General features: G+C 44.2%; 22 protein-coding genes. 14 read left to right on the plus strand and 8 right to left on the minus strand.

Annotation, left to right across the window (positions count from 1 at the left end; all coding sequences use genetic code 11):
- Positions 1–104: 104 nt before the first annotated feature.
- From IE164_RS18015 to IE164_RS18025, 3 genes are read right to left on the minus strand one after another with little or no spacing between them, the layout of a single operon-like run.
- Positions 105–1,454 (minus strand): methyltransferase RsmF C-terminal domain-like protein, encoded by a 1,350-nt coding sequence (locus tag IE164_RS18015; RefSeq protein WP_189631674.1) that lies wholly within the window; start codon positions 1,452–1,454, stop codon positions 105–107.
- Positions 1,455–1,493: 39 nt separating this feature from the next.
- Entirely contained in the window at positions 1,494–2,285 is a 792-nt protein-coding gene (locus IE164_RS18020) for a DUF6090 family protein (protein WP_189631675.1), read from the minus strand.
- An 11-nt stretch (positions 2,286–2,296) separates the two neighbouring features.
- A complete protein-coding gene (locus IE164_RS18025) occupies positions 2,297–2,767 on the minus strand; it encodes an Lrp/AsnC family transcriptional regulator (protein ID WP_189631676.1) in 471 nt (156 codons plus the stop codon).
- A gap of 237 nt (positions 2,768–3,004) precedes the next feature.
- On the opposite strand from IE164_RS18025, the gene IE164_RS18030 reads away from it, so the two are divergent.
- The 9 genes from IE164_RS18030 to IE164_RS18070 all read left to right on the plus strand — a co-directional run bounded on the left by IE164_RS18030 (position 3,005) and on the right by IE164_RS18070 (position 11,364).
- Positions 3,005–4,231 (plus strand): Glu/Leu/Phe/Val dehydrogenase dimerization domain-containing protein, encoded by a 1,227-nt coding sequence (locus IE164_RS18030; RefSeq protein ID WP_189631677.1) that lies wholly within the window; start codon positions 3,005–3,007, stop codon positions 4,229–4,231.
- Positions 4,232–4,403: 172 nt separating this feature from the next.
- The gene (locus IE164_RS18035) at positions 4,404–5,561 is read left to right on the plus strand and encodes a homogentisate 1,2-dioxygenase (protein WP_189631678.1); all 1,158 of its coding nucleotides are present in this window, start codon (positions 4,404–4,406) and stop codon (positions 5,559–5,561) included.
- 25 nt (positions 5,562–5,586) lie between these two features.
- Positions 5,587–5,943, plus strand: coding sequence for a hypothetical protein (locus IE164_RS18040; protein WP_189631679.1), 357 nt, complete (start codon positions 5,587–5,589; stop codon positions 5,941–5,943).
- A 107-nt stretch (positions 5,944–6,050) separates the two neighbouring features.
- On the plus strand, positions 6,051–7,190 hold the full coding sequence (gene hppD, locus IE164_RS18045) for a 4-hydroxyphenylpyruvate dioxygenase (protein ID WP_189631680.1): 1,140 nt from the start codon (positions 6,051–6,053) through the stop codon (positions 7,188–7,190).
- A 96-nt stretch (positions 7,191–7,286) separates the two neighbouring features.
- Positions 7,287–8,558, plus strand: coding sequence for a fumarylacetoacetase (fahA, locus tag IE164_RS18050; protein WP_189631681.1), 1,272 nt, complete (start codon positions 7,287–7,289; stop codon positions 8,556–8,558).
- A 134-nt stretch (positions 8,559–8,692) separates the two neighbouring features.
- The gene (locus IE164_RS18055; RefSeq protein ID WP_189631682.1) at positions 8,693–9,097 is read left to right on the plus strand and encodes a DoxX family protein; all 405 of its coding nucleotides are present in this window, start codon (positions 8,693–8,695) and stop codon (positions 9,095–9,097) included.
- Entirely contained in the window at positions 9,094–9,990 is an 897-nt protein-coding gene (locus IE164_RS18060) for a flavin reductase family protein (RefSeq protein ID WP_189631683.1), read from the plus strand. Before IE164_RS18055 ends, IE164_RS18060 begins: the two co-directional genes overlap by 4 nt.
- Position 9,991: 1 nt before the next feature.
- Positions 9,992–10,582, plus strand: a complete 591-nt coding sequence (locus IE164_RS18065) for an outer membrane beta-barrel protein (RefSeq protein ID WP_189631684.1) — start codon at positions 9,992–9,994, stop codon at positions 10,580–10,582.
- 179 nt (positions 10,583–10,761) lie between these two features.
- Entirely contained in the window at positions 10,762–11,364 is a 603-nt protein-coding gene (locus IE164_RS18070) for an outer membrane beta-barrel protein (RefSeq protein ID WP_189631685.1), read from the plus strand.
- A 37-nt stretch (positions 11,365–11,401) separates the two neighbouring features.
- Here IE164_RS18070 and bioB read toward each other — a convergent pair whose 3' ends face one another.
- Positions 11,402–12,505 (minus strand): biotin synthase BioB, encoded by a 1,104-nt coding sequence (gene bioB / locus IE164_RS18075; protein WP_189631686.1) that lies wholly within the window; start codon positions 12,503–12,505, stop codon positions 11,402–11,404.
- Between the two features lie 74 nt (positions 12,506–12,579).
- Between bioB and folK the strand changes: the two genes are divergently transcribed.
- Positions 12,580–13,074 carry a 2-amino-4-hydroxy-6-hydroxymethyldihydropteridine diphosphokinase gene (gene folK / locus IE164_RS18080; RefSeq protein WP_189631687.1) on the plus strand — a complete coding sequence of 165 codons (495 nt, stop codon included), beginning with the start codon at positions 12,580–12,582 and terminating at the stop codon, positions 13,072–13,074.
- Between the two features lie 263 nt (positions 13,075–13,337).
- Positions 13,338–13,715, plus strand: a complete 378-nt coding sequence (locus tag IE164_RS18085; RefSeq protein ID WP_189631688.1) for a hypothetical protein — start codon at positions 13,338–13,340, stop codon at positions 13,713–13,715.
- Positions 13,716–13,727: 12 nt separating this feature from the next.
- Here IE164_RS18085 and IE164_RS18090 read toward each other — a convergent pair whose 3' ends face one another.
- The 4 genes from IE164_RS18090 to IE164_RS18105 all read right to left on the minus strand — a co-directional run bounded on the left by IE164_RS18090 (position 13,728) and on the right by IE164_RS18105 (position 19,130).
- A complete protein-coding gene (locus tag IE164_RS18090; RefSeq protein WP_229838770.1) occupies positions 13,728–14,585 on the minus strand; it encodes an alpha/beta hydrolase in 858 nt (285 codons plus the stop codon).
- Between the two features lie 361 nt (positions 14,586–14,946).
- A complete protein-coding gene (gene fabD / locus IE164_RS18095) occupies positions 14,947–15,819 on the minus strand; it encodes an ACP S-malonyltransferase (RefSeq protein WP_189631689.1) in 873 nt (290 codons plus the stop codon).
- Between the two features lie 42 nt (positions 15,820–15,861).
- Positions 15,862–16,263: a thiol-disulfide oxidoreductase DCC family protein gene (locus IE164_RS18100; RefSeq protein ID WP_189631690.1), complete on the minus strand. Its 402-nt coding sequence runs from the start codon at positions 16,261–16,263 to the stop codon at positions 15,862–15,864.
- Positions 16,263–19,130: a T9SS type B sorting domain-containing protein gene (locus IE164_RS18105; RefSeq protein ID WP_189631691.1), complete on the minus strand. Its 2,868-nt coding sequence runs from the start codon at positions 19,128–19,130 to the stop codon at positions 16,263–16,265. The genes IE164_RS18100 and IE164_RS18105 overlap by 1 nt, the downstream gene beginning before the upstream one ends.
- A 310-nt stretch (positions 19,131–19,440) precedes the next feature.
- Between IE164_RS18105 and IE164_RS18110 the strand changes: the two genes are divergently transcribed.
- From IE164_RS18110 to IE164_RS18120, 3 genes are read left to right on the plus strand one after another with little or no spacing between them, the layout of a single operon-like run.
- Positions 19,441–20,130, plus strand: coding sequence for a succinate dehydrogenase cytochrome b subunit (locus tag IE164_RS18110; protein WP_189631692.1), 690 nt, complete (start codon positions 19,441–19,443; stop codon positions 20,128–20,130).
- Positions 20,131–20,140: 10 nt separating this feature from the next.
- Entirely contained in the window at positions 20,141–22,150 is a 2,010-nt protein-coding gene (locus IE164_RS18115; protein WP_189631693.1) for a fumarate reductase/succinate dehydrogenase flavoprotein subunit, read from the plus strand.
- A gap of 26 nt (positions 22,151–22,176) precedes the next feature.
- Positions 22,177–22,944, plus strand: a complete 768-nt coding sequence (locus IE164_RS18120) for a succinate dehydrogenase/fumarate reductase iron-sulfur subunit (protein ID WP_189631694.1) — start codon at positions 22,177–22,179, stop codon at positions 22,942–22,944.
- The last annotated feature ends 187 nt before the right edge of the window (positions 22,945–23,131 follow it).

Genomic DNA, 23,131 nt, shown 5'->3' on the forward strand with positions numbered 1-23,131 from the left:
TGGAGGCTGGAAGATTCGTTCGTTTTGGTTCATAGTTCATAGTTCGTAGTTTGTAGTTCATGGCTCATGGTGAACTTTGGTGACTATGAACTATGAATCATCAGTTATGAACTGATTCTGATTCTCCAATTCGTAGGATAGTAGTTGTTTACCCTTTGCTGAATACGGTTGGCCCAGCCCAATCCCAGGCCTTGGTAAGTAATCAGGTTCCAGCCGTTGTTCATGGCTTCAAAGTTGAAATTCTCCTTACGGAGATAGTTCAGAGCCTCTTCAAGATTCAATTCAAAGGTTGAAAGTTGATTGTGATCCAATGCTGTTGAAAATGCCAGTCCTTCGTTAGGGATTAGTTTTTTGCCTTTCAATCGGCCAATGTCAATGCCTTCTGAAATAATGTAGAGGTTGGAGTTGATGTCATGAATCACCTCTTTCCATTGATTAGGAAGGGCAATGAACAGGTCGTTGTGTTTGATGAAGTCGAATTGTTCAGGCTCCTTCAGCCACTGGCTGACAGTTCCAATTTCCTGTTTCGAAGCAAAATTCATGGGCTTCTTCTGCTTTCGGAGCTTCTTTTCAAAGCCATCGTTTTTTCTTACCGCAGCAATGAAGAAACCCTCACCTTTTACTTTGTGCGGATAGGCATGAAAACCTTTAATGCCCCTAGTTTCGGTTTCGGCAAAGCCCCAGTCATCGTTTAGGTTAATGGAAATACCTTCGGCATCTAGTTGCTCACTTAACCACTCTAGATTTTCTTCATTTTCCAGCGAATTATAGGTGCAGGTGGAGTAAATGAGTACACCGCCTGGTTTCAATGCCGGCCAGATATCCGCCAGAATTCGCTGCTGGCGGGTCGCGCAAAGTTTTACGGCTTCAGGACTCCATTCATTCATGGCTTCGGGTTCTCTGCGGAACAGCCCTTCGCCAGAACAGGGTGCATCTACCACAATTACATCGAATTGCACATTCAGCCTGTCGAAATGAGAAGGGTCATTATTGGTGATCACCACATTAGGAAAGCCCCATTTGGTGAGATTTTCAGCTAGAATATTTGCCCGGGTTTTGATCACCTCATTGGACACCAGCAGGCTGCCATCACTCAACAAACTTTGAATATGGGTGCTCTTTCCACCAGGCGCAGCACATAGGTCGAGCGCCAAAAGGTTCTCTTTCAAATTAACTACTTGTTTCAATATTTCCTCCAAAACCATAGAGCTGGCTTCCTGCACATAATAAGCCCCGGCATGAAAGGCAGGGTCTAGAGTGAATGAAGGACGTTCCGGTAGATAAATCCCATCTTCTGCCCATGGAATTCTGTCACCTTCCAATTGGCCCGCATATTCCTTTAATGGATTAAGGCGGATGCTTGTGGGAGAATCAGTATTTAAAGACTGAAAGAATGCTTCAGCTTCGTTGGGTAGGAGTTGCCGGATTTGGGATTGGAATTCTGAAGGTATCATTAAAGCTGGATAAGAGTTTAGAGGAGGTTCCTCAGAAAATTAGAACCTTTCAATTTCTGAGTCGATCAATTCAAGGGTTTTGGCAATTACATTTCTCAGATAGTCCGATTGAAGGTTGGTGATTCTATGGAAGGTAATAGAGGTAGCAACCATTCCCTCCAGTTCAACATCCCTCAATACCTTGTCGTAATTTATTTTGGAATGGCTTTCGCCAATATTTTGCTTGTAGTTGGCACTTTTGTCTAAGGCCTCCAAAGGTGTGTACCCATTTTTCCAGAGCTCATTTTGTAGGTTTCTGCCCAAGCCCATGGTGTTTATCTTGGGGGTTAGCTGAGAACTCCTGAACTTTTGATACTCTAGTTCCAGCTCTTGAACCTGATAGACATCAGAAGACCATCTGGAAAGTTGCTGTATAATTTCGGCATTGGTTAGCATGCGCAGGTTTTCAGTTCCAACGATGTCATTTTCAATGGGGTCGAATGTGGGATCTCTGACCAGCTTCCAGAGCGCTTGGTAGAAACCGGCTTCATCAAACGTCTGTTTGTTGTCGAAATACGACAGAATTTGAGATGCTGCTTCCAGTCCTTCATTTCTCATCAAAATTTTCTCTTCGAGCTGAGACTGGTTGAGCTTGAATTCATCTTTTAACTGCTTGAGAATTTCAAGTTCCTTATCTCGCTTTTTCAGCCCTTCATTGTAGTTGTTAATGCTTATGGCAATTAGAATACCTAAAACGACCAGAACAATTTCGCCAATAGCATAAACAAGATATCCCCTAAGTTTCGAATCTTTCAGGTTTTTGCGTCTAATAGAGCGTAAGAAAGCAAGCATTTGGGTTCATGTTAATGGGCCGATACTCTATAAGCAGTAGAGTGCAGATTCTCTGAAAGTACGAAAGAACTTTGAACATGCCCAAGATTGGCTATAGTAGAGAGTTTGGTGAGTATAAAAGACTCATACACATCCATGCTTTTGACTACCACTTTCAGTAAAAAGTCGAAATTTCCCGCAATGTGATAACACTCCATAACTTCCGGATATTGACTGACCTCGTTTACAAATTTTTCCAGGTAAGAACGTGAGTGCTTGGTAAGGCTAATTGAAATAAAGGCAATTAGTCGTAGCCCCAATTTTTTGTTGTCTACCAGAGCAACATATCGTTTTATGAGGCCTTCCCTTTCCAGTCGCTTAACCCGTTCAAATACAGGTGTTGTCGAAAGGTTGAGTTGATCGGCCAGGGCTTTGGTGGTAATTCGTGCATCCGTTTGGAGGGTTTCTAAAATTTTGATGTCTACTGCGTCAAGTTTAAGCATAGAATTTTATTCTGGAATACACGCGAATTTAGAAAATCATAATTGACTTTTTCTTTTAATCAGTCTTTTAGAAGAATAATTTTCCAAAGATTTAAATCTGATTGGTTGATTGGTATTAACAGATTAACTTCTGCATAGATTTGTGCGGATTATGTTTTCGTCATTCCCGTGAAAACAGGAGGCTCGTCAATTAATGAAGATTTCCACCTAAGCGGAGATGACGTGGAGAAGAAACCTATGGAAGATTTATTAAAAAGATTTGAGGAGAAAAGGCCAGAGATCGTTTTTGAATGGCAAGACCCGGAAACTGAGGCCGAAGGTTGGGTGGTTATAAACTCACTGCGAGGCGGAGCTGCCGGTGGAGGCACCCGAATGAGAAAGGGGTTGAACAAGCGTGAAGTTGAGTCGCTGGCCAAAACCATGGAGGTGAAGTTTACCGTTTCAGGTCCTCCGATAGGTGGAGCTAAATCAGGGATCAATTTCGATCCTAACGATCCGCGAAAAGAAGGAGTGTTGCGCAGGTGGTTTAGTGCTGTTAGTCCATTGCTTAAGTTTTACTATGGCACCGGTGGAGATCTTAATGTGGATGAAGTACATGAAGTAATAGCCATGACAGAGGAGGCCGGAATATGGCACCCTCAGGAAGGCGTATTTAATGGGCACTTCAAGCCCAACGAGGCCTCAAAGATTAACCGAATAGGCCAACTGAGAAATGGTGTGGTTAAGGTAATCGAGAACCCATTCTTTTCGCCCGATGTGACTCGCAAGTACAAAATTGCCGATATGATTACTGGCTATGGAGTGGCCGAAGCCGTGCATCATTACTACAACATTTGGGGTGGAGACTACAAGCAGAAAAGAGCAGTAATTCAAGGTTGGGGCAATGTAGGAGCCGCGGCTGGCTTTTATCTGGCTCAAATGGGAGTTTCTGTAGTAGGAATTATCGACAGGGAAGGAGGAGTGCTTAAGCAAGAAGGCTTCTCTTTCGAAGAAATCAGAGAGCTTTTTCTTAATAGAAAAGGAAATCAATTGGTTGCCAAAGACATGATCCCGTATCAGCAGATAAACGAGCAAATCTGGGATCTGGATTTTGAAATCTTTGTTCCCGCTGCGGCCTCAAGGCTGATTACTCGCGAACAGGTAAATCGTATGATCAATACCAAGCTCGAGGTTGTTTCGTGTGGTGCCAACGTTCCATTCAACGACCCTGAAATATTCTTTGGTGAAACCGGCTTGTATGCCGATAACAACCTCTCTGTAATTCCTGATTTTATTGCCAACTGTGGAATGGCGCGCGTTTTTGCGTATCTTATGGAGAGAGGAGTAGCACTTACCGATGAAGCGATTTTTAGTGATACTTCGCAGGTAATCGAAAAGGCGCTTCAGAATGTCTATGGTATTTCTGATAAGAAAACAGGAATATCAAAAAGAGCTTTAGAGCATTCGTTGAAGCAGCTTGTTTAATCCCTTTCACCCTCTATATCTTCCCTTGGAGGGGAGAAATTGGTAGGGAGTAATAATACAGAACGTCATCCTGTTCCGAGACTTCGGGATCAGGATCCTGATCAACAGATTCCGAAATAACCCGATAAGTATCGGGACGGAACGATGGTTAAAGAACAATAAAAGGTAAACTATGCCATTTTATCATCACCTTGGAAAAATACCGCATAAGCGGCACACCACTTTCAAAAAACCGGAAGGAGGTTATTACTACGAGCAGTTATTCGGCACCATTGGTTTCGATGGTATGTCTTCCTTGCTCTATCATGTACACCGCCCTACTCAGGTAAAAGAAGTCGTCAAGTCATATGATGTTTCGCCCAAGGTTGCGGTAGAGAAAAATATGCTGGCACTGGGCATAAAAGGTTTTTCTGTAGAACCAAAAGCCGACTATCTGGAAAGTAGGACACCGGTGTTGGTCAACAATGATTGCCATATTGTACTGGCTGCTCCGCAGAAGTCTTTGCGAGACTATTTCTATAAAAATGCCGACTGCGATGAGTTGATTTTCATTCATGAAGGTAAAGGAACCCTAAGAACCCTACTCGGTAACCTCAGCTTTAGTTATGGAGACTACCTGATGGTTCCTAGAGGAATGATTTATCAGATAGACTTTGAAACTGAGCAAAACAGGCTCTTTATAGTCGAGTCACACAGGCCTATTTATACACCCAAGCGCTACAGAAACTGGTTTGGTCAGCTATTGGAGCATGCCCCTTATTGTGAGCGCGACCTGAGAAGACCAACCGACCTGGAAACGCATGATGAAAAAGGAGATTTCATCATTAAGGTGAAGAAGCAGGGAATGATTCATGAATATGTGTATGCCACGCATCCATTCGATGTGGTCGGCTGGGATGGCTACAACTATCCGTATGCCTTCTCTATTCATGACTTCGAACCGATTACAGGACGAGTACATCAGCCACCACCGGTACATCAGACTTTTGAAACCGATGCTTTTGTGGTTTGCTCATTTGTGCCCAGGCTTTATGACTACCACCCTGAAGCAGTACCGGCCCCTTATAACCATAGTAACATTGATTCGGATGAGGTGCTGTACTATGTGGATGGTGATTTTATGAGCCGAAACAATATTGAGAGAGGAATGATTACGCTTCACCCGGCCGGTATACCGCATGGCCCGCATCCGGGAGCTATGGAGCGCAGTTTGGGTAAAAAGTCAACGGAAGAATTGGCGGTAATGGTAGATACCTTCAAACCACTAATGGTCACTGAAGAAGCAATGAAGATTCTGACAAAGGACTATCATAAGTCATGGTTGGAATAGTTCAAGTTTTGGGGTTTAAAGTTCAATGGAGGTAATCGCTACATATAAACATTTTGATCAATCGTTTTGCGATAAGCTTGAATATGCTTTAACTAAAGCATTGCGTAAAATCAATGATCCTGATTTAAAGGATTTTTGGTGTGATGGTGTCTTACCTGATCAGATTAGCATTCAAAAGTTGTTAATCGAAAAGGTTATTGAAACCACAGCATGGATTGGACAAGACGGACAAACAAAGTTCGACATGACCATTTTTTTAGGTGTCCTAGCTCTGGAAAGAATAACAAGAAATGAATGTTTGGAAGATTGTATTCCTTTAAATCTTGAGGATGTGTTAAACATATCTGCTGACGAGAAATGGGTGGAGATGCATTTGGATTGAGCATTGGAGACACCAAGACTGGCGAATAGTAGTAATGGGCTTTGCAGCCACCGATGGTGTCCTCACCATCGGAATAAAGAAGGAAAGTAAACAGTAAATAAAAGAATATGGCAACAGATAACGTAACCTATTCAGGAGAAAAAATATTCAAGGAAGCTCAAGACTTCCTGCCTATTAACGGAACGGATTATGTAGAACTATATGTGGGCAACGCCAAGCAGTCGGCTCACTTCTACAAAACAGCTTTTGGTTTTCAGTCGGTAGCTTATGCCGGTCTGGAAACAGGGTTGAAAGACCGGGTTTCATATGTGCTACAGCAAGATAAGATACGCCTGGTACTTACTTCGCCTCTCAAACAGGATGGGCCAATAAACGAACACATTAACAAACATGGTGACGGAGTCAAGGTAATAGCCCTTTGGGTAGACGATGCCACCAAAGCCTGGCAAGAAACTACAAGCCGTGGAGCCGAGTCATTCATGGAGCCTATAAAGGAAGAAGATGAATACGGTTATGTAGTGAAAAGTGGTATTCATACCTACGGAGAAACGGTTCATATTTTTGTAGAAAGAAAGAACTATCATGGGGCCTTTATGCCCGGCTTTAAAGAGTGGAAGTCTGATTACAATCCTACGGAAGTTGGCTTGAAATATATTGACCACATGGTGGGTAATGTAGGTTGGGGAGAAATGAACAAATGGTGTGAATTCTATGCCAAAGTGATGGGTTTCACTCAGTTGGTTTCATTCGATGACAAAGACATCTCTACCGAGTATACCGCACTGATGAGCAAGGTAATGAGCAATGGAACAGGTAGAATCAAATTTCCAATCAACGAGCCGGCCGAAGGCAGGAAGAAGTCGCAAATTGAAGAGTACATAGACTTTTACAATGGTGCAGGAGTACAGCACATAGCAGTGGCTACCAACAACATTATTGAGACGGTGGCTCAGTTAAGAGCCAGAGGGGTAGAGTTTCTTCGGGTTCCTGAGGTTTACTATGACGATGTGCTGGACCGGGTAGGCGAAATTGATGAAGACCTGGAGCCACTGAAAAACCTGAACATCTTGATCGATAGAGATGATGAAGGGTACTTGTTGCAGATATTCACCAAGCCGGTACTTGACAGGCCCACCATGTTCTTCGAGATTATTCAGAGAAAAGGAGCACAGTCTTTTGGTAAGGGGAACTTTAAAGCCCTTTTCGAGGCCATTGAAAGAGAGCAGGAATTAAGACAGACACTTTAATAAACTTAAATAGAACGTCATTCCAGTGAAGACGGGAATCTCCCAAGTGAGTTGGAGATCCCCCATCTATGCGGGCATGATGGTAGGAGAGAAACTATGATTAAAGCAAACGATCCAAAGCTAAAATCATGGGTAGAAATACCTTCCGATTCAGACTTTTCAATACAAAATATACCATTTGGTATATTTAAAACAGATAGTCTTGGCCCCAGAGCTGCCACGGCTATTGGCAACAAAGTACTTGACCTTTCTGTATTACAACGAGAGGGCTATTTCGATGGTCTAAACCTTCCTGAGGAGGTTTTTTCCAATCATGTACTCAACGATTTTATTGGTTTAGGAAAGGAAACCAACAGAGCGGTAAGAAATAGAATATCCGATTTGTTGGAAGCAGGTAATGAGGAACTCAGGTCTGATGCGAAGGTATGTGACCTGGCTTTCTTTGAGCAATCTGAGGTTGAAATGTGCATGCCGGTGCACGTGCCCAACTACACCGATTTTTATTCATCGGAACAACATGCCTATAATGTGGGCTGCATGTTTCGCGATCCGGCCAACGCATTGATGCCCAATTGGAAACACCTTCCGGTGGGTTACCACGGCAGAGCTTCATCCATTGTGGTAAGCGGAACACCCTTTCATCGACCTAAAGGACAGACTAAGGCCGATGACGCAGAAATGCCCTCCTTTAACCCTTGTCGATTGTTAGACTTCGAGCTGGAAATGGCCTTTATTACCGGAAAAGAAAACGGTTTGGGTAATCCGGTTTCTACCCGTGAGGCCGAAGAATACATTTTTGGTTTCGTTATTTTCAACGACTGGTCGGCTAGAGACATGCAAAAGTGGGAGTATGTGCCACTAGGGCCATTTTTGGCAAAGAACTTCGCTTCACACATTTCACCATGGATCGTCACCATGGATGCGCTGGAGCCTTTTAGAGTGCCTGGGCCTAAGCAAGAGCCTAAAGTCTTACCTTATCTTGAGTATGAGGGAAATTACCACTTCGACCTGAATTTACAGGTGGCTATTCAACCCGAAGGACAAGATGAGACGGTGGTAACCAACTCCAATTTCAAATACATGTATTGGAACTGCCTGCAGCAGTTGGCCCATCATACCGTAAACGGCTGTAATATGCAGGTAGGCGACATGTACGCATCAGGTACCATTTCGGGGCCAACTCCTGAAGAGTATGGTTCTATGCTGGAACTGGCCTGGAGAGGCACTAAACCTATTGCCCTGAAAGGCGGAGGTGAACGCAAGTTTATTCAAGATCATGATACAGTGATTATGCGCGGACATGCGGAAAGAAATGGTGTGCGTGTTGGTTTTGGAGAAGTAAGAGCCAAAGTATTGCCCGCCAAATAAGAAGCCTGCTTTGGGTGATATGGCACGGTGAACAGTGGTTCAAGGCTTTTTCATTTTATGTAAATGTCATCTGGCCGATAAATACCTACGGCAGAGATGAGTTTGCTGCGTATGGGCATTGAAACATATGAGAAATGAACAAGTTGAACACCAGAAATATACTAAACTGGGCTCTGAGGCTTATTCCGGCAATTATTATGCTTCAGACACTGTATTTTAAGTTTACCGGAGCCGAAGAGTCGGTTTATATTTTCACCCGTATTGGTATGGAACCCTGGGGTCGGTATGTAGTGGGTACTACAGAGCTGCTGGTCGGAATTTTATTGCTCACCCGCTGGTATGGCTTGGGTGCCATACTGGGGTTGGGTACTATTACCGGAGCTATCTTTTTTCACCTGACCGTTTTGGGCATGGAGGTGCAGGGCGATGGAGGCTACCTATTTATTCTGGCCCTTACCGTTTTTATGGCCTGCACCCTGTTGATATTGCTCCACTTTAAAGAAGTTAAAAATCAATTACTTTCTGCGATTAAAAAATGATACTCGATCCAAAGTTACTTTCTGTTCCGGATTTACACGCCTTCTTACTGGGCACCATTGGGCCGCGTCCTATTGCCTGGGCAAGTACCATCGATAAGGAAGGAAGGGTGAATTTAGCCCCATATAGCTTTTTCAATGTTTTTGGCACTAAGCCGCCCACATTGATTTTTTCGCCCGCCATACCCAGAGGAGGGCAGCGTAAAGACACACTACTGAATGTACTGGAAACAGAAGAGGTGGTCATTAACATTGTAAGCCATGCCGTTGTTGAGCAGATGTCTCTCAGTAGTACCGCATATCCAAAAGGAACCAATGAGTTTGTGAAAGCAGGGGTGACCCAGGTGAAGTCTGAAAAGGTAAAGCCGCCCAGAGTTGGAGAGGCCATTGCTTCTTATGAGTGCAAGGTAAAACAAGTGGTGCATCTTGGAGATGAGCCGGGGGCAGGTAATTTAATAATCTGCGAAATTCTGTTGGGGCATGTAAAAGACGAGGTGCTGGGTGAAGACGGAAAGCCCGACCCTCGAAAGACCGATCTTGTGGCAAGAATGGGGGGAGACTGGTATTGCCGAGCCAACGGTACGGCTCTGTTCGAAATCCCTAAACCCAACAGAAACCTGGGCATTGGGATAGACCAGATCCCTGATGCAATCCGCAATAGTTCGGTGCTTACCGGCAACAATTTGGGGAGATTAGGAAATGTTGAAAAATTGCCTGATAATGAAGCCGTAGAAGCGTTTTCTTCAATGCATGAAATAGTTCAAATTCGAGAGCGTTTTTCAAACAATGAAGAAGGTTTTGTAAATGCTTTACATAACTTAGCTCAGAATTATTTAGAAAATAATCAGTTGGAGGAGGCGTGGTTAACACTCCTTCAGTCACCTAAAAATGCTTAAAATGAAAAAACTCGTAATGATCTGCTTGCTGATGGCTTTAGGATTTAGTGCATCGGCTCAATTCTCTCTTGGTCCGAGAGTTACTTTGGTTAATTCAAAACTCACGCTCAAAGATGCGGTGGCAAATGTGGAGGAAGGTGATGCTGAATTTGGCTATCAGTTTGGAATATTTATGCGTGCTAAAGTACCGGTTATTGGCTTGTATGTTCAGCCAGAAATACTTTTTAGCAAGGCGGAGTCTGTACTGAGCGTAAATAATCAGGATGTAAGTTTTGAGTTTAACAAAATTGATGTGCCTATAATGATTGGCGGTAAGGTGGGCCCCTTGCGAATTAATGCAGGTCCTTCGTTGAGCTTTTTGACAGACGCCTCGCGTTCCGATGTAGCCGGAGACATAAAAGACAACTATAAAGATACAAGTGTGGGCTATCAGGCCGGTATTGGTTTGGACCTTCTCAAATTTGTGTTCGATGTAAAGTATGAAGGTAGCCTCAGCCAGTTTGGAGAAACCATCCGTGTAGGCAATACCACAGTAAATACAGATCAGCGAACCTCACAGTGGGTGTTTGCCGTTGGGTTTAAGCTTTTCTAAGCCATCCCCAACCCGGAATTCAGCAAACCCTCCATAGCTACAGCTATGGAGGGTTTGCTTTGTTAAGGTTACTATAAATATCGTTTATGAAGTTTATAATGGCGTTTTAGATTTGTGGCTTTTCGAGTAGCCTTTTTCCTTTTGAAGATTCTACCGTAATTGCGATAAAATTTGTGACTATGAAGAAGTTTACTTTGATTTTCGCCTTAGCATTTATTTCTCATTTGGCACTGGCTCAAAATGGAGCCTTTGGCCCCAGATTCAGTTTGCTATCTACAGAACTTTCACTTTCTGAAAATGTGAACAATGCCCAGTCTGGCGATGCAGAGTTTGGCTATCAGTTTGGGGTTTTTGCCCGTATTGGTATTCGCAAGTCGGTTATGCTAATGCCGGAAATTCTATTCTCCGATACCCAGGCAACTATTTCTAATAATAATCAGCGGGCCGATCTTGACTTCAACCAAATTAATGTGCCATTCAATTTTGGCGTAAAACTGCTTTTCCTAAGACTTCAGGTAGGGCCTTCGTTCAATTTCATTACTAAAGCAGAGAGCAACCTGAATGGAACCATTCAAGACATTAGCGACAACTATCGTAAAGCAACGGTTGGTTATCAGGTGGGAGTAGGCATGGACTTGCTCAACCTTTTTGCACTTGACTTAAAGTATGATGGTGCTTTGCAAGATATTAATAAGCAAAGTGTACTAGGTTTCGAGTCAGATCAACGCCAAAAGATGTTGGTGTTTTCCGTAGGCCTAAAACTAGTGAGTGGTAAGAAATAAATCCTATACTATAAAAGAACCCAAAAAGAAAGGAAGCCTATATGGCTTCCTTTCTTTTTTTATTGGCCTTTTTGGTGGCTTCTACGTTCTTCTCAATTCTGTGACCCGGTCGGCTCCATTTTACTTTTTCGCCCTCCGGAGGAGTAGTTTCCTCAACAGGTAGCGGTTGCGGCTTGGCTCCTTTTGCATAGGGTTTCATTGGGTTAATGCCCAGAATTTTAAAGAGCTCCATGTCTTCGTTTACATCTGGGTTTGGAGTGGTAAGTAGTTTGTCTCCGGCAAAGATAGACCCTGCTCCGGCAAAGAAACAGAAAGCCTGGCCCTCTTTACTCATTTCCGTTCTTCCGGCCGAAAGCCTCACGGTGGTAGAAGGTAGAACAATTCGTGTGGTAGCTACCATGCGGATCATATCCCAAATAGGCACAACTTCCTGCTCCTCCAGTGGGGTGCCTTCTACGGAAACCAAGGCATTAATTGGTACCGACTCCGGGTGAGGGCTCAGCGATGAAAGAGCCACCAGCATGCCTGCACGGTCTTCAATAGACTCGCCCATGCCTATAATTCCGCCACTGCATACCGTAACATTCGTTTTTCTAACATTTTTAAGGGTTTCCAGCCGGTCTTCCCACCCTCGTGTAGAAATAATCTCTTTGTAATACTCTTCAGAAGAGTCCAGATTATGATTATAGGCATATAGACCGGCTTCGGCCAATCGTTGTGCCTGATTTTCTGTGAGCATGCCCAGGGTGCAGCATACCTCCATGTCAAGGGAGTTAATGGTGCGCACCATATCCAAAACCTGATCAAACTCAGGGCCGTCTTCCACGTTTCTCCACGCAGCTCCCATGCATACCCGAGAAGAACCTGAGGCTTTAGCTCGTAGTGCCTGGGCTTTCACCTGTTCTACCGACATCAGGTCGTTGGTTTCAATATCGGTATGGTATCGGGCAGCCTGAGGGCAATAAGCACAGTCTTCGGGGCATCCTCCGGTTTTAATGGATAGCAGGGTACTAACCTGTACCTCGTTTGGGTTGTGATATTTTCTGTGGATAGTGGCAGCTTCATAGACCAGGTCGAGCAGTGGTCTGTTATAGATGTCAAGAATTTCCTCTTTCGTCCAGTCGTGTCTTAGTTCACTCATGTATTCTTGCTTAAGAGTTGGCAAAATAGTTAGGGGCAACCTCAACTCCAATAACAAACCCTATATTTGCAGCCATGTCGGGAATTTACCTCTTGTTAGGATCAAATATTGGGAGAAGGGCTAAGAACCTGGAAAGAGCCAGGGAAATGATTGTAAGCCACGGGATTACCATAAAAAAGGAGTCGGAGATTTATGAAACAGCGGCCTGGGGGAACGAAGATCAGGAAGATTTTCTTAATCAGGTAATTGAGGTAGAAACTTCTAAATCGCCCCAAAGACTACTCAAAATTTCTCAGCTAATAGAAAATGAAATGGGTAGAGTTCGTTATGAGAAGTGGGGTAAACGACTCATTGACATTGATTTACTATACTTCAACGATTTGGTTTTTCAAGAGGCCGATCTTACGCTGCCGCATCCGGGAATTGCCGATCGCAGATTCACTTTAATCCCTTTGGTAGAGATAGCCCCTGATTTTGTTCATCCTGAACTCCAAAAGACCCAACACGAACTGCTGAACGATTGCCCTGATACTCTTGAAGTAAAGGCTTTTGCACCACAGCAGGGGTAATCTACAGGTTTTTCAGAAAGGGTTGTCACCCCAATACTGTTGAGTTACGGCAATGCTATGAGCAACGGGAGTGGAGGCTTGTTTCAGCCCCAAATTAAAGATACAGGTGCTATTGCTTTACTCTTTCTTCTGTAGGGTGAGGCCAATTCATTGCAACCTATCTACTCATGTACTCCTGTTGTCGATAACTTATGTTCAGTTATCGATTTTTAACTCATTGATTCTAAGTGAAATAGTAGATTGAAGCATAAAACGATACGACTATGGAACAAAGAGATCAGGAATTTTACAATGTGTTTAAAAAGTATAAGGCACTAAAAAAAATGAAAGACACCTCTCACCTGGCCATGCAAACGTACTTTGCCAAGCGTCTTGAGGCTCTTCAGCTATTTTTCGATAGACTCCATGGGGCGCGACTCAGAGACAGGCTTTTTGAAGTGTATGATGAGCTCTGTCCGGACGATGAGATCAAGGATATTTTGGAGTACTTTTCGTTGAAAGAAGACGAGCGCGGGGTTCAGGTATCGGCATACGACTTCCCCGGAGTGCAAGCTACAGTGAGCATCAGGTTGTTTCCTATGCGCATAGAAATGAAAAGCCTTACGACCGACTACAAAGAAGTTCTCTGGAGTGCAGCATAAGGCTTTCTGTGTCTAATACTGATGAAATGCGTCTGAAACGAACTTAAGTACAACAGGCAAAGATTCACGCCAGTAGGTCCATGTGTGTCCTCCATCGCGAACTCTATATTCATGCGGTATCTCTTTTTTCTTCATTGCAATGTGCACCAGGCTGTTGCCTTCATAAAGAAAGTCGTCATCACCACAGTCTATAAACCACCGCACCGAACTAATTTGTTTAGGATCCCCATCTTCTATTAAAGAAATGGCATTGTGTCTTTTGAAATAGGCCTCTATTTCTTCATCAGAGGCCTTGAGGTTCATGCGTTTTACCTGCTCTTTAAACTGTTCTAAAGATAATGGGCCCACATAGGCACTCAGGGGTGCTGCAGAAGAGAACAAGTCCGGGCGATGCATAGCATACATAAAAGTGCCTCCGCCTCCCATAGAAAGTCCGGAAATAGCCCTGTATCTTTTTTCTTTCTTTATTCTATAGTTGTTTTCTACATAGGGCATCAGTTCTTCAAAAAAGAAATCTTCATAACGCCAGTCGGTTTGAGGTACATTGAAGTAGCCCATTTGGCCGGTTTTTGCATCGGGCATTACAATAATCATTGGAGTGGCAGTTCCGTCTTTTATGGCCTGATCGGTAATTCGCAATACTTCGCCAAACTGCACCCAACCCGTCTGATCGTCTCCTGCTCCGTGAAGCAGATACAATACGGGGTAGCTTCTTTCAGAAGTTTCGTAGTCGGGAGGAAGGTATATGGCAAACTTTCGGTCCATTTTAAGTATTTCACTTTTCATGGATAGGTTGTCGAATACTTTGCCGGTTTGTGCCGAAAGGCATCCGGCAATGCAAAGGAGGATGATAATGAAGCGCGTTTTCATAAGTTTTAATTTTGATGGATTTACCTGAGGTCGTTGTAAGGGAGGGCCAAACTTCAAATGCGGCCTATTTTTCCCAATGGAGTTTTTTCTTACAAACAACACACAGGCTGATCAGGAATTTCCAGAAAAGGCAAGTCAATCACAATAGACATGTTATGAGCGGAAGGACAGAATGGGCCGATTTTTTTGTTAAGCCTTTGAGAAGTGAAAGGCAGAGGGAGGCTATTGGTTTACAAAAAAAAAGGTGACACAAAGATCGAAGAAAACATCATTCAAAATTTGCTGGTTGGCTGACAGCTCTTCAGAATGAAGCTAAAACGATTTTTGTGACACCCTCTCTGGGTTTTTTCTTAAGGTCAAACTAGATGCTATCTACCTCAGCCTCTCTGTGGATTTTTTTCACCAGACCTTGCAGCACTTTACCCGGCCCCGATTCAATAAATTGGGTGGCTCCATCAGCCACCATTGCCTGAACAGATTGAGTCCAGCGCACTGGGGCAGTCAACTGAATTTTGAGATTTTCTTTGATCTCATCAATGTCTGTAGAAGCTTTGGCTGTAACGTTCTGATAAATGGGGCAAATTCCTTTATTAAATACGGTCGAATCGATGGCTTTTTCCAACTCCTCGCGAGCGGGTTCCATTAAGGGTGAGTGAAACGCGCCCCCCACAGGTAAGGGAAGGGCTCTTTTTGCTCCTGCTTCTTTGGCCGCTTCACAAGCTAGCTCTATACCTTTGTGGCTTCCGGAAATCACCAATTGGCCCGGACAGTTGTAGTTGGCAGCAACGACAACCTCGTCAATATCATTACATATTTTTTCTACTACGGCATCTTCAAGACCCAGAATGGCCGCCATGGTAGAAGGGTTTGTTTCACAGGCCTTCTGCATGGCCATGGCTCTTTGCGACACCAGCTTTAGGCCGTCTTCAAAAGAAAGTACTCCGCTGGCCACAAGTGCCGAAAACTCTCCCAGAGAGTGACCGGCTACCATATCGGGCTTAAATGAATCGGAGATTTTGGCCAATACAACGGAGTGTAAGAAAATGGCCGGTTGGGTTACCTTGGTTTGTTTCAGTTCTTCATCGGTACCGTTAAACATAATGTCGGTAATTCTGAAGCCTAGAATTTCGTTGGCCTTTTCCAATAGTCTCTTAGCTTCTTCAGAAGACTCGTATAAGTCTTTCGCCATTCCGGGGAATTGTGCTCCCTGACCTGGGAAAACATATGCTTTCATATACTGTGATTTAATTTGGGGAACAAAATTAAGGATAAATCCTTAGGCCTCAACAAAGCGTGCTTTTAGCTCAGGGGTGGGCATGCGGCAACTGTCTCTTTTACCCCACCATTTATAGCGATTTTTGGCAATTATGTCGTAAACCCCGTGTCTTATAAATGGCGGAATGATTATGAAGATATAGAGCAGAGGATATAGGCCCGATAGTTTTTTGGCAATGCGCAAGGCTGCAGAGCTTTTTTTGTAAACCTTGCCACCTGAGAGCAACACAAGGCTATCAAATTCGGCCTGATCATAGCCTAATTCTTTCAGCTTTTTTTGACCAAAATCTGATTGTAGTGCGGCAAACCTAAAATGACCTTTTGGATCGTGGTCGATAATGAAATTGACCGAACTGTTGCAAAGGTTGCATACCCCATCAAAAAGCAGAATGTCTTTTTGCACTATCGAATAATTTTTACCCAGTTTTTAAACTCTTGTTTCCTTTTTGAAGGATCCAATACGTCAAAGGTAACAGTGGCGGTATAATAGTAAGTTCCGCTAGGCAGTTCCACACCGTTTTTGTCGCGTCCATCCCAGTCAATAAATAGGTTGGGCTCGCCTGTTCCGCGGGTGGTATAATTGAATATTTCTGTGCCCCCCCATCGGTCGAATACCCGGAACTCTACCGAGCTTACAAATCGCGGACATTTGCCATTAGGTTGGTCAAAAGCCCTGAAAGTATCATTGATACCATCACCGTTAGGGGTGAAGGTGTTGGGTAGTTCGTAGTATGGACAGTTGTCAAAACAAATAGGATCGCTCAGTTCGCTTTCGTTATTGCTTCGGTCTAGTGCCGAAATTTTGTAACAACCTTTTATAGAGTTAAGACCGGTGTGTCGGAAGGTGGTTTGAGTACTTGTTCCCACCAGTTCATAGTCGGCTTCGGCACCGGTTGGTGAATAATAAATGTTATAGCGGGCAATATCGTTTTGTGTGTCTTGAACGGTCCAGTTAAGCGTATTGGTAAAGTTGGCAAAACCACAAGGTTCAGTACTTAGCCTGTCGCAGTTCTCATTGTCAACAATCAGCAGAGGTCCGTCCGGTCCAATGATTTCTTTGCCATTATCGGGGTCTTTGTCTATGATTGGTTTTTCTGGTGCCTCTTCATCATTGGGCTGTACACAGATTTTTTGAGAGTCGTTAATGAGGGGAGCCGGAATAATGGGATTTCCGTAGCTACCCCGGGTAGTCACAAAATAGCAGTACTCTCGGTCTTCTTTTAATTCTATACCATTAAAGCTGCCATCATCGTGGTACTTCAAGCCTTGTGAGGTAACCAGAGCACTGTCTATGAGCACAAAGTTGTCTACATCTTCTGCCGCGGCATCTGTTCTGTTTCTGTAAATAAGATGGTAGGGGCTGCTTTGCACCTGATTGGACCAGGGCACATCGGCCGTCCAGGAGAGGTCTATGGACTTTACATTGCCAAAGGCATCGAGCCATACGGAAGAAGCCGTAGAAGAACTATCAATCAGGTTGTTTCCTGCATCATAGAACCTTACCTGATAGTGATAGGGTCGGTCTTTGGTGTTTAAGCCGGTGTCGGTAAACACAGTGTCTTGTGTAGAAGTGAGCAGGGTTCTGTTGCTGCCTCCATTCTGGCCGGTATAGCGGATTAGCTCATAGGTATAGGGGCCGGGAAAAAGGGTTTGGTCTATTTCTAATGGCGAGGTCCAGCGCACATACATTTCTCCGTTGGTGTTGTCTGTGGCTTCTACCGAAACATTGGTTATGGTTGGCACATCGAGCGGTATGGTTACACACACTTCTGCAGAGGCGTAACTCGTTCCGCCTTCAGGCAAAGGGAATTCTGCCACAATGCGGTAGCAGTAATTAACTCCGGGCCGAAGGTCATTGTCGTCCAGATACGAAGTCTCGCTTACGGCTACATCGTCAATGAGTTCGTAGCCGGAATTGGCCGGTATGCCCACGTTACAATGTTCGGGCTGAAAGTCGTAGCTCTCTACCCTCCGGTAAATTTCGATTCTCGGGTTTAGGTTGCCTCCAACGTAGTTGTCCCAATTTAACTCTATAGACTGCCCGGTGACAATATTGGCAGTGAGGCCTTTGGGTGCCGGTGCCACCACAGTAACGTTCCAACGTTTAAAGTCGGTCAGGTTTGGGGCATCCGGGTCAAACGGATCGTCAGTAATTTTAAACTGTACTTCGTATGGTCTTCTTCGAACGTGCGAAAGGTTAGTCTGCCATTTGAAAAGGTATTCGGCAGGTTGCGGCCTAAAGTCTCTGTCTTGAGACATATCGGGCAGGTTAAAAAACTGAGCGGGTGATGAATTTACTCTAAATGGCCCACCAAAAGACTCTACGAGGATGTCGTTATTGTCGGGGTCGGTTCCACGAATAACAGCTTCTAACAGTTGGCCTGCTTCAATACAGGTGTCTGCCGGAACTTCGAGCAATGGCCTTTCATTGTCGCAATCTTCTATGAGAATCTGCATGTCTCGGGTTACGTAGCCCAGCAGTTCATAGCGCCCGGTGAGTTCAGAATATCTCCATTCTTCTATGATAAAGGCAATGTTGTATTCACCGGCAAACTCCGGTGCATCCCAAATCATATCTCCCGTTATTGGGTCTATACTAAAGTTGGTGGGGGTGCCTCCATCTTCTCGGATTTTGCTTATGCTGGGGTCGTCTAGCGGAAGATAAGGAATAACCTCCGTGCCGCGGTCTTGCAGGGGAACAACCATTTTGTAGGCCAGGCTGTCTCCGTCCGGGTCATAGGCCCCGGGGTTGTGGATAAATCGTGCTCCCACACAGCCTCTATCTATTGGCGGAATGGTTAGTTGTGGGGTGCCATTTACATCCAATCCCGGATCGATACGGATAACGGTTTCGATGTGGAAAGGAATACTGTCGGAGGTTGCTCCTCCAAGGTTAATGATTCCTCCATTTCGGTTTTCTTCGGTATAGCTCACCACAAACACTCCCGGTCCATCAAAGGTGTGTTCCCAGGAAATGGTAACTTTTTCGGTCTGATGGCCAATGGGCGTAATAATGAACCGGCCTTCTACCGAGGCGGCTTCCAGTGCGGGCTTGTCTCTGATAATTCTACCCTGGCCAAAGTTCATAATGCCATTCGACCCCACTTGAATGGACGATTCCGTGTCGCGGTAAATAACCAGGGTAAAGCGATATCTTAAGCTGGACTGTGATATTCTTACTGCTGTTAGTTCACCAGCTCTAATATGAGTTGCCCAGGCTTCCGTAGCCAGGAAAGTGAGCAATAGGAGCACAAATATTTTTCGTAGCATAAGATTCTATTGGCCTAAGAAGTTTAACGCGCCAGGGTCACTAAGTTATATCTTCCAACACAAAAAACTGTCATTAGGTTGTAATATCACACCTAAGGGAGGCTTTAACCCCACTTGTTTTGGGTGCAATGTCACCAGGCTTAAGTTTTAAGGCAAATTCTCTCCACTTTTTTCTTAAGTAGCAAACAAAGTATGATCACACTATGTTAGCGGGTTGTTGCTGTTATTTAGAATTGTTCCAAGCATATTTGCTTTTGTTTGGTAACGTTTGAACTGTAATTTTGACCGGAATTTTAACCATTGAAATTAAATGAGTTGGGTAAAAAATACCTTTAGTAGTTCAGTGGGGAGAAAGTTTGCCATGGCGCTTTCAGCCCTATTCCTCATGATCTTCTTGTTACAACACTTCACAATCAATTTCATCTCGGTTTTGAGCAAAGATACCTTCAATGAGATATCTCATTTTATGGGTACCAACGCTCTGGTGCAATTTGTACTGCAGCCGGTGCTGATTTTTGCGGTGGTGTATCACTTTGTAATGGGTTTTGTGTTGGAAATTAAAAATCGTAACGCCAGAGAAGTAAAGTATGCCATGAATAAAGGCTCTGCCAATTCTACCTGGTTCTCCAGAAATATGATTGTTTCAGGAGCTGTGGTGCTGGCATTTTTGGGGCTACATTTTTATGATTTCTGGATTCCGGAAATAAATGTAAAATATGTTCAGGGCGATATGTCTGGTTTGCTGGCCGATGGTAGTTTTCGCTACTACGAAGAGCTGGTTCACAAATTTGTCGACCCTGTGAGAGTGGGTATTTATGTAGTGGCTTTTGTGTTGCTTTCTATGCACCTGCTACATGGCTTTGCTTCGGCCTTCCAGTCGATGGGAGCAAGACACGCCAAATATACTCCCGCTATAAAGAAATTAGGTAATATATATGCTATTGCCATTCCGGCAGGCTTTATCTTCATTGCCTTGTTCCATCATTTAACTTCACACTAAGTAAGGAAGAATGACTAAACTAGATTCAAAAATTCCAGAAGGTCCTTTAGCAGAAAAGTGGACCAAGCATAAGAATAATATCAGGCTGGTAAACCCTGCCAACAAAAGACTTATTGATGTTATAGTGGTGGGAACGGGTTTGGCCGGAGGATCGGCCTCTGCTACCTTGGCCGAGTTGGGATACAATGTAAAAGCATTTTGCTATCAGGATTCGCCCCGAAGAGCACACTCCATTGCTGCTCAGGGAGGTATTAATGCCGCTAAAAACTATCAGGGCGATGGAGACTCAATATACCGCTTGTTCTACGACACGGTAAAGGGGGGAGATTATCGTTCAAGAGAGGCTAATGTGTATCGTTTGGCCGAAGTTTCAACCAATATTATAGACCAATGTGTCGCGCAAGGGGTTCCTTTTGCCCGCGATTATGGTGGGCTGTTGGACAACCGATCGTTTGGTGGAGTACAAGTCTCCAGAACATTTTATGCCAAAGGTCAGACAGGCCAGCAGTTGCTGTTGGGGTGCTATTCGGCCATGTCGCGGCAGATTGGTAAAGGAAAGATAAAAATGTACAATCGCCATGAAATGCTGGATCTGGTGATTGTGAATGGAAAAGCCCGCGGAATTATTGCCAGAAATCTGGTGACCGGAGAAATTGAAAGGCATTCGGCTCATGCTGTTGTAATAGCCTCAGGAGGTTACGGAAACGTGTTTTTCCTCTCCACCAATGCCATGGGTTCTAATGTATCGGCCAGCTGGAAGGTGCATAAGAAGGGAGCATTTTTCGCTAACCCTTGCTTTACACAAATTCACCCTACCTGTATACCCCAGCATGGCGACCAACAGTCTAAGTTAACCCTTATGTCTGAATCGCTGCGAAACGATGGAAGAATTTGGGTGCCTAAGAAGAAGGAAGACGCAGAGGCGATTAGAGCAGGTAAACTGGACCCGACTAAGATAGCGGAGGAAGATAGAGATTACTACCTGGAGCGCAGATATCCTTCATTCGGTAACCTTGTACCCAGAGATGTGGCTTCGCGAGCTGCCAAAGAAAGATGCGATGCCGGCTATGGTGTAGGTACCAATGAAACCGGTGAGGCTGTGTTTTTGGACTTCTCTTCGGCTATTATGCGTTATGGACAAGAGGAGGCCAATGTAAAGGGACTTCACGATGCCAGCCAAGAGCAGATAAGACAAATGGGCGAGCAGGTAGTTGAAAAGAAATATGGAAACCTGTTCCAGATGTATGAGAAGATTACGGCCGACAACCCGTACAAAACCCCAATGAAGATTTACCCGGCTGTACACTACACCATGGGTGGCGTTTGGGTAGACTACAATCTGATGACCACTATTCCGGGTTGCTATGCCATAGGAGAAGCCAACTTCTCCGATCACGGAGCCAACCGTTTGGGGGCTTCTGCACTTATGCAGGGCTTGGCTGATGGTTACTTTGTGCTGCCTTATACCATTGGCGACTATTTGGCCGATGATATTAGGACCGGTCCAATTCCGACTGACACTCCCGAGTTCGATGAAGCTGAAAAGGCTGTGAAAGACAGGATAGACTTCTTTGTAAACAACAAAGGCTCTAAGTCGGTCGATCACTTCCACAAGAGACTCGGAAAGGTAATGTGGAATAAGGTAGGTATGGCCAGAAACGAAAAAGGACTTAAAGAAGCCATAGAAGAAATAAAGGAAATTCGAGAAGAGTTCTGGAAAGACGTGAAAGTACCAGGCTCGCCTGATGGTATAAATCAGGAGCTTGAAAAAGCAGGCCGTGTGGCAGATTTCCTGGAATTAGGTGAACTATTTGCCAGAGATGCACTACTCAGAAATGAGTCGTGCGGTGGTCACTTCAGAGAAGAGTATAGCACAGAAGATGGAGAAGCCATGAGAGACGATGCCAACTTCACCTATGTTTCTGCATGGGAATATAAAGGAGAGCCTTCTGAGGCTGTACTGCATAAGGAACCATTGGTTTATGAGAATATTGAGCTCAAAACCCGTTCCTACAAATAATTATTTAGAACCTAGATATACGAAATATGTCAGCCAATAAAGGATTAAACCTTACACTAAAAGTCTGGAGACAGAAAAGTCAAAAGGAAAAAGGCCAGATGGAAACTTATCAGGTCTCTGATATTTCACCAGATAGCTCTTTCCTTGAGATGATGGATATATTGAACGAGCAGCTTATTGAGGAAGGTAAAGAACCGGTAGCCTTCGATCATGACTGCCGTGAGGGTATTTGTGGTAGCTGTTCAATGTACATTAACGGAGAAGCACATGGGCCGGGTAGAGAAATTACTACCTGTCAGTTACATATGAGAGAGTTTAAGAATGGAGATACCATTTACATTGAACCTTGGAGAGCTAAGGCTTTCCCTGTCATAAAAGATTTGGTAGTAGACCGTTCTGCTTTCGATCGTATTATGGCTGCCGGTGGTTTTATAAGTGTAAACACTTCAGGGAATACACAAGATGCCAATGCTATTCCTATAGAAAAGGCAAATGCAGACAAAGCTTTCGATGCGGCCACCTGTATAGGCTGCGGGGCCTGCGTGGCTTCATGTAAGAATGCCTCAGCCATGCTTTTTGTTTCAGCTAAGGTATCGCAGTTTGCTCTTCTTCCTCAAGGGAGAGTAGAAGCCAAGGAGCGGGTAAGAAATATGGTGAAAGTAATGGACGAAGAAGGTTTCGGAAACTGCTCCAATACCGGAGCCTGCGAAGTGGAATGCCCTAAAGGAATTTCTATTGAGAATATTGCCCGAATGAACAGGGAGTATTTGAACGCCACCTTAAAAGGGGAATAGTTTCTTTAAAGTCTCAAATCTCAAACCCTAATATTGGGTTCGCATTAAAAGTTAGAGCCTCTTTCAGATTTCTGGAAGAGGCTTTTTTAGTTGACCAAAATTTGGATTATACTATAAGGCTATCGAAGAAAAAGAATATTTATGGTTTAATAATAAATATTTTATGTAGCTGGTTTTTATCTGTGTA

Origin of the sequence: Roseivirga thermotolerans (assembly GCF_014653175.1) — a bacterium.
Classification (GTDB): domain Bacteria; phylum Bacteroidota; class Bacteroidia; order Cytophagales; family Cyclobacteriaceae; genus Roseivirga; species Roseivirga thermotolerans.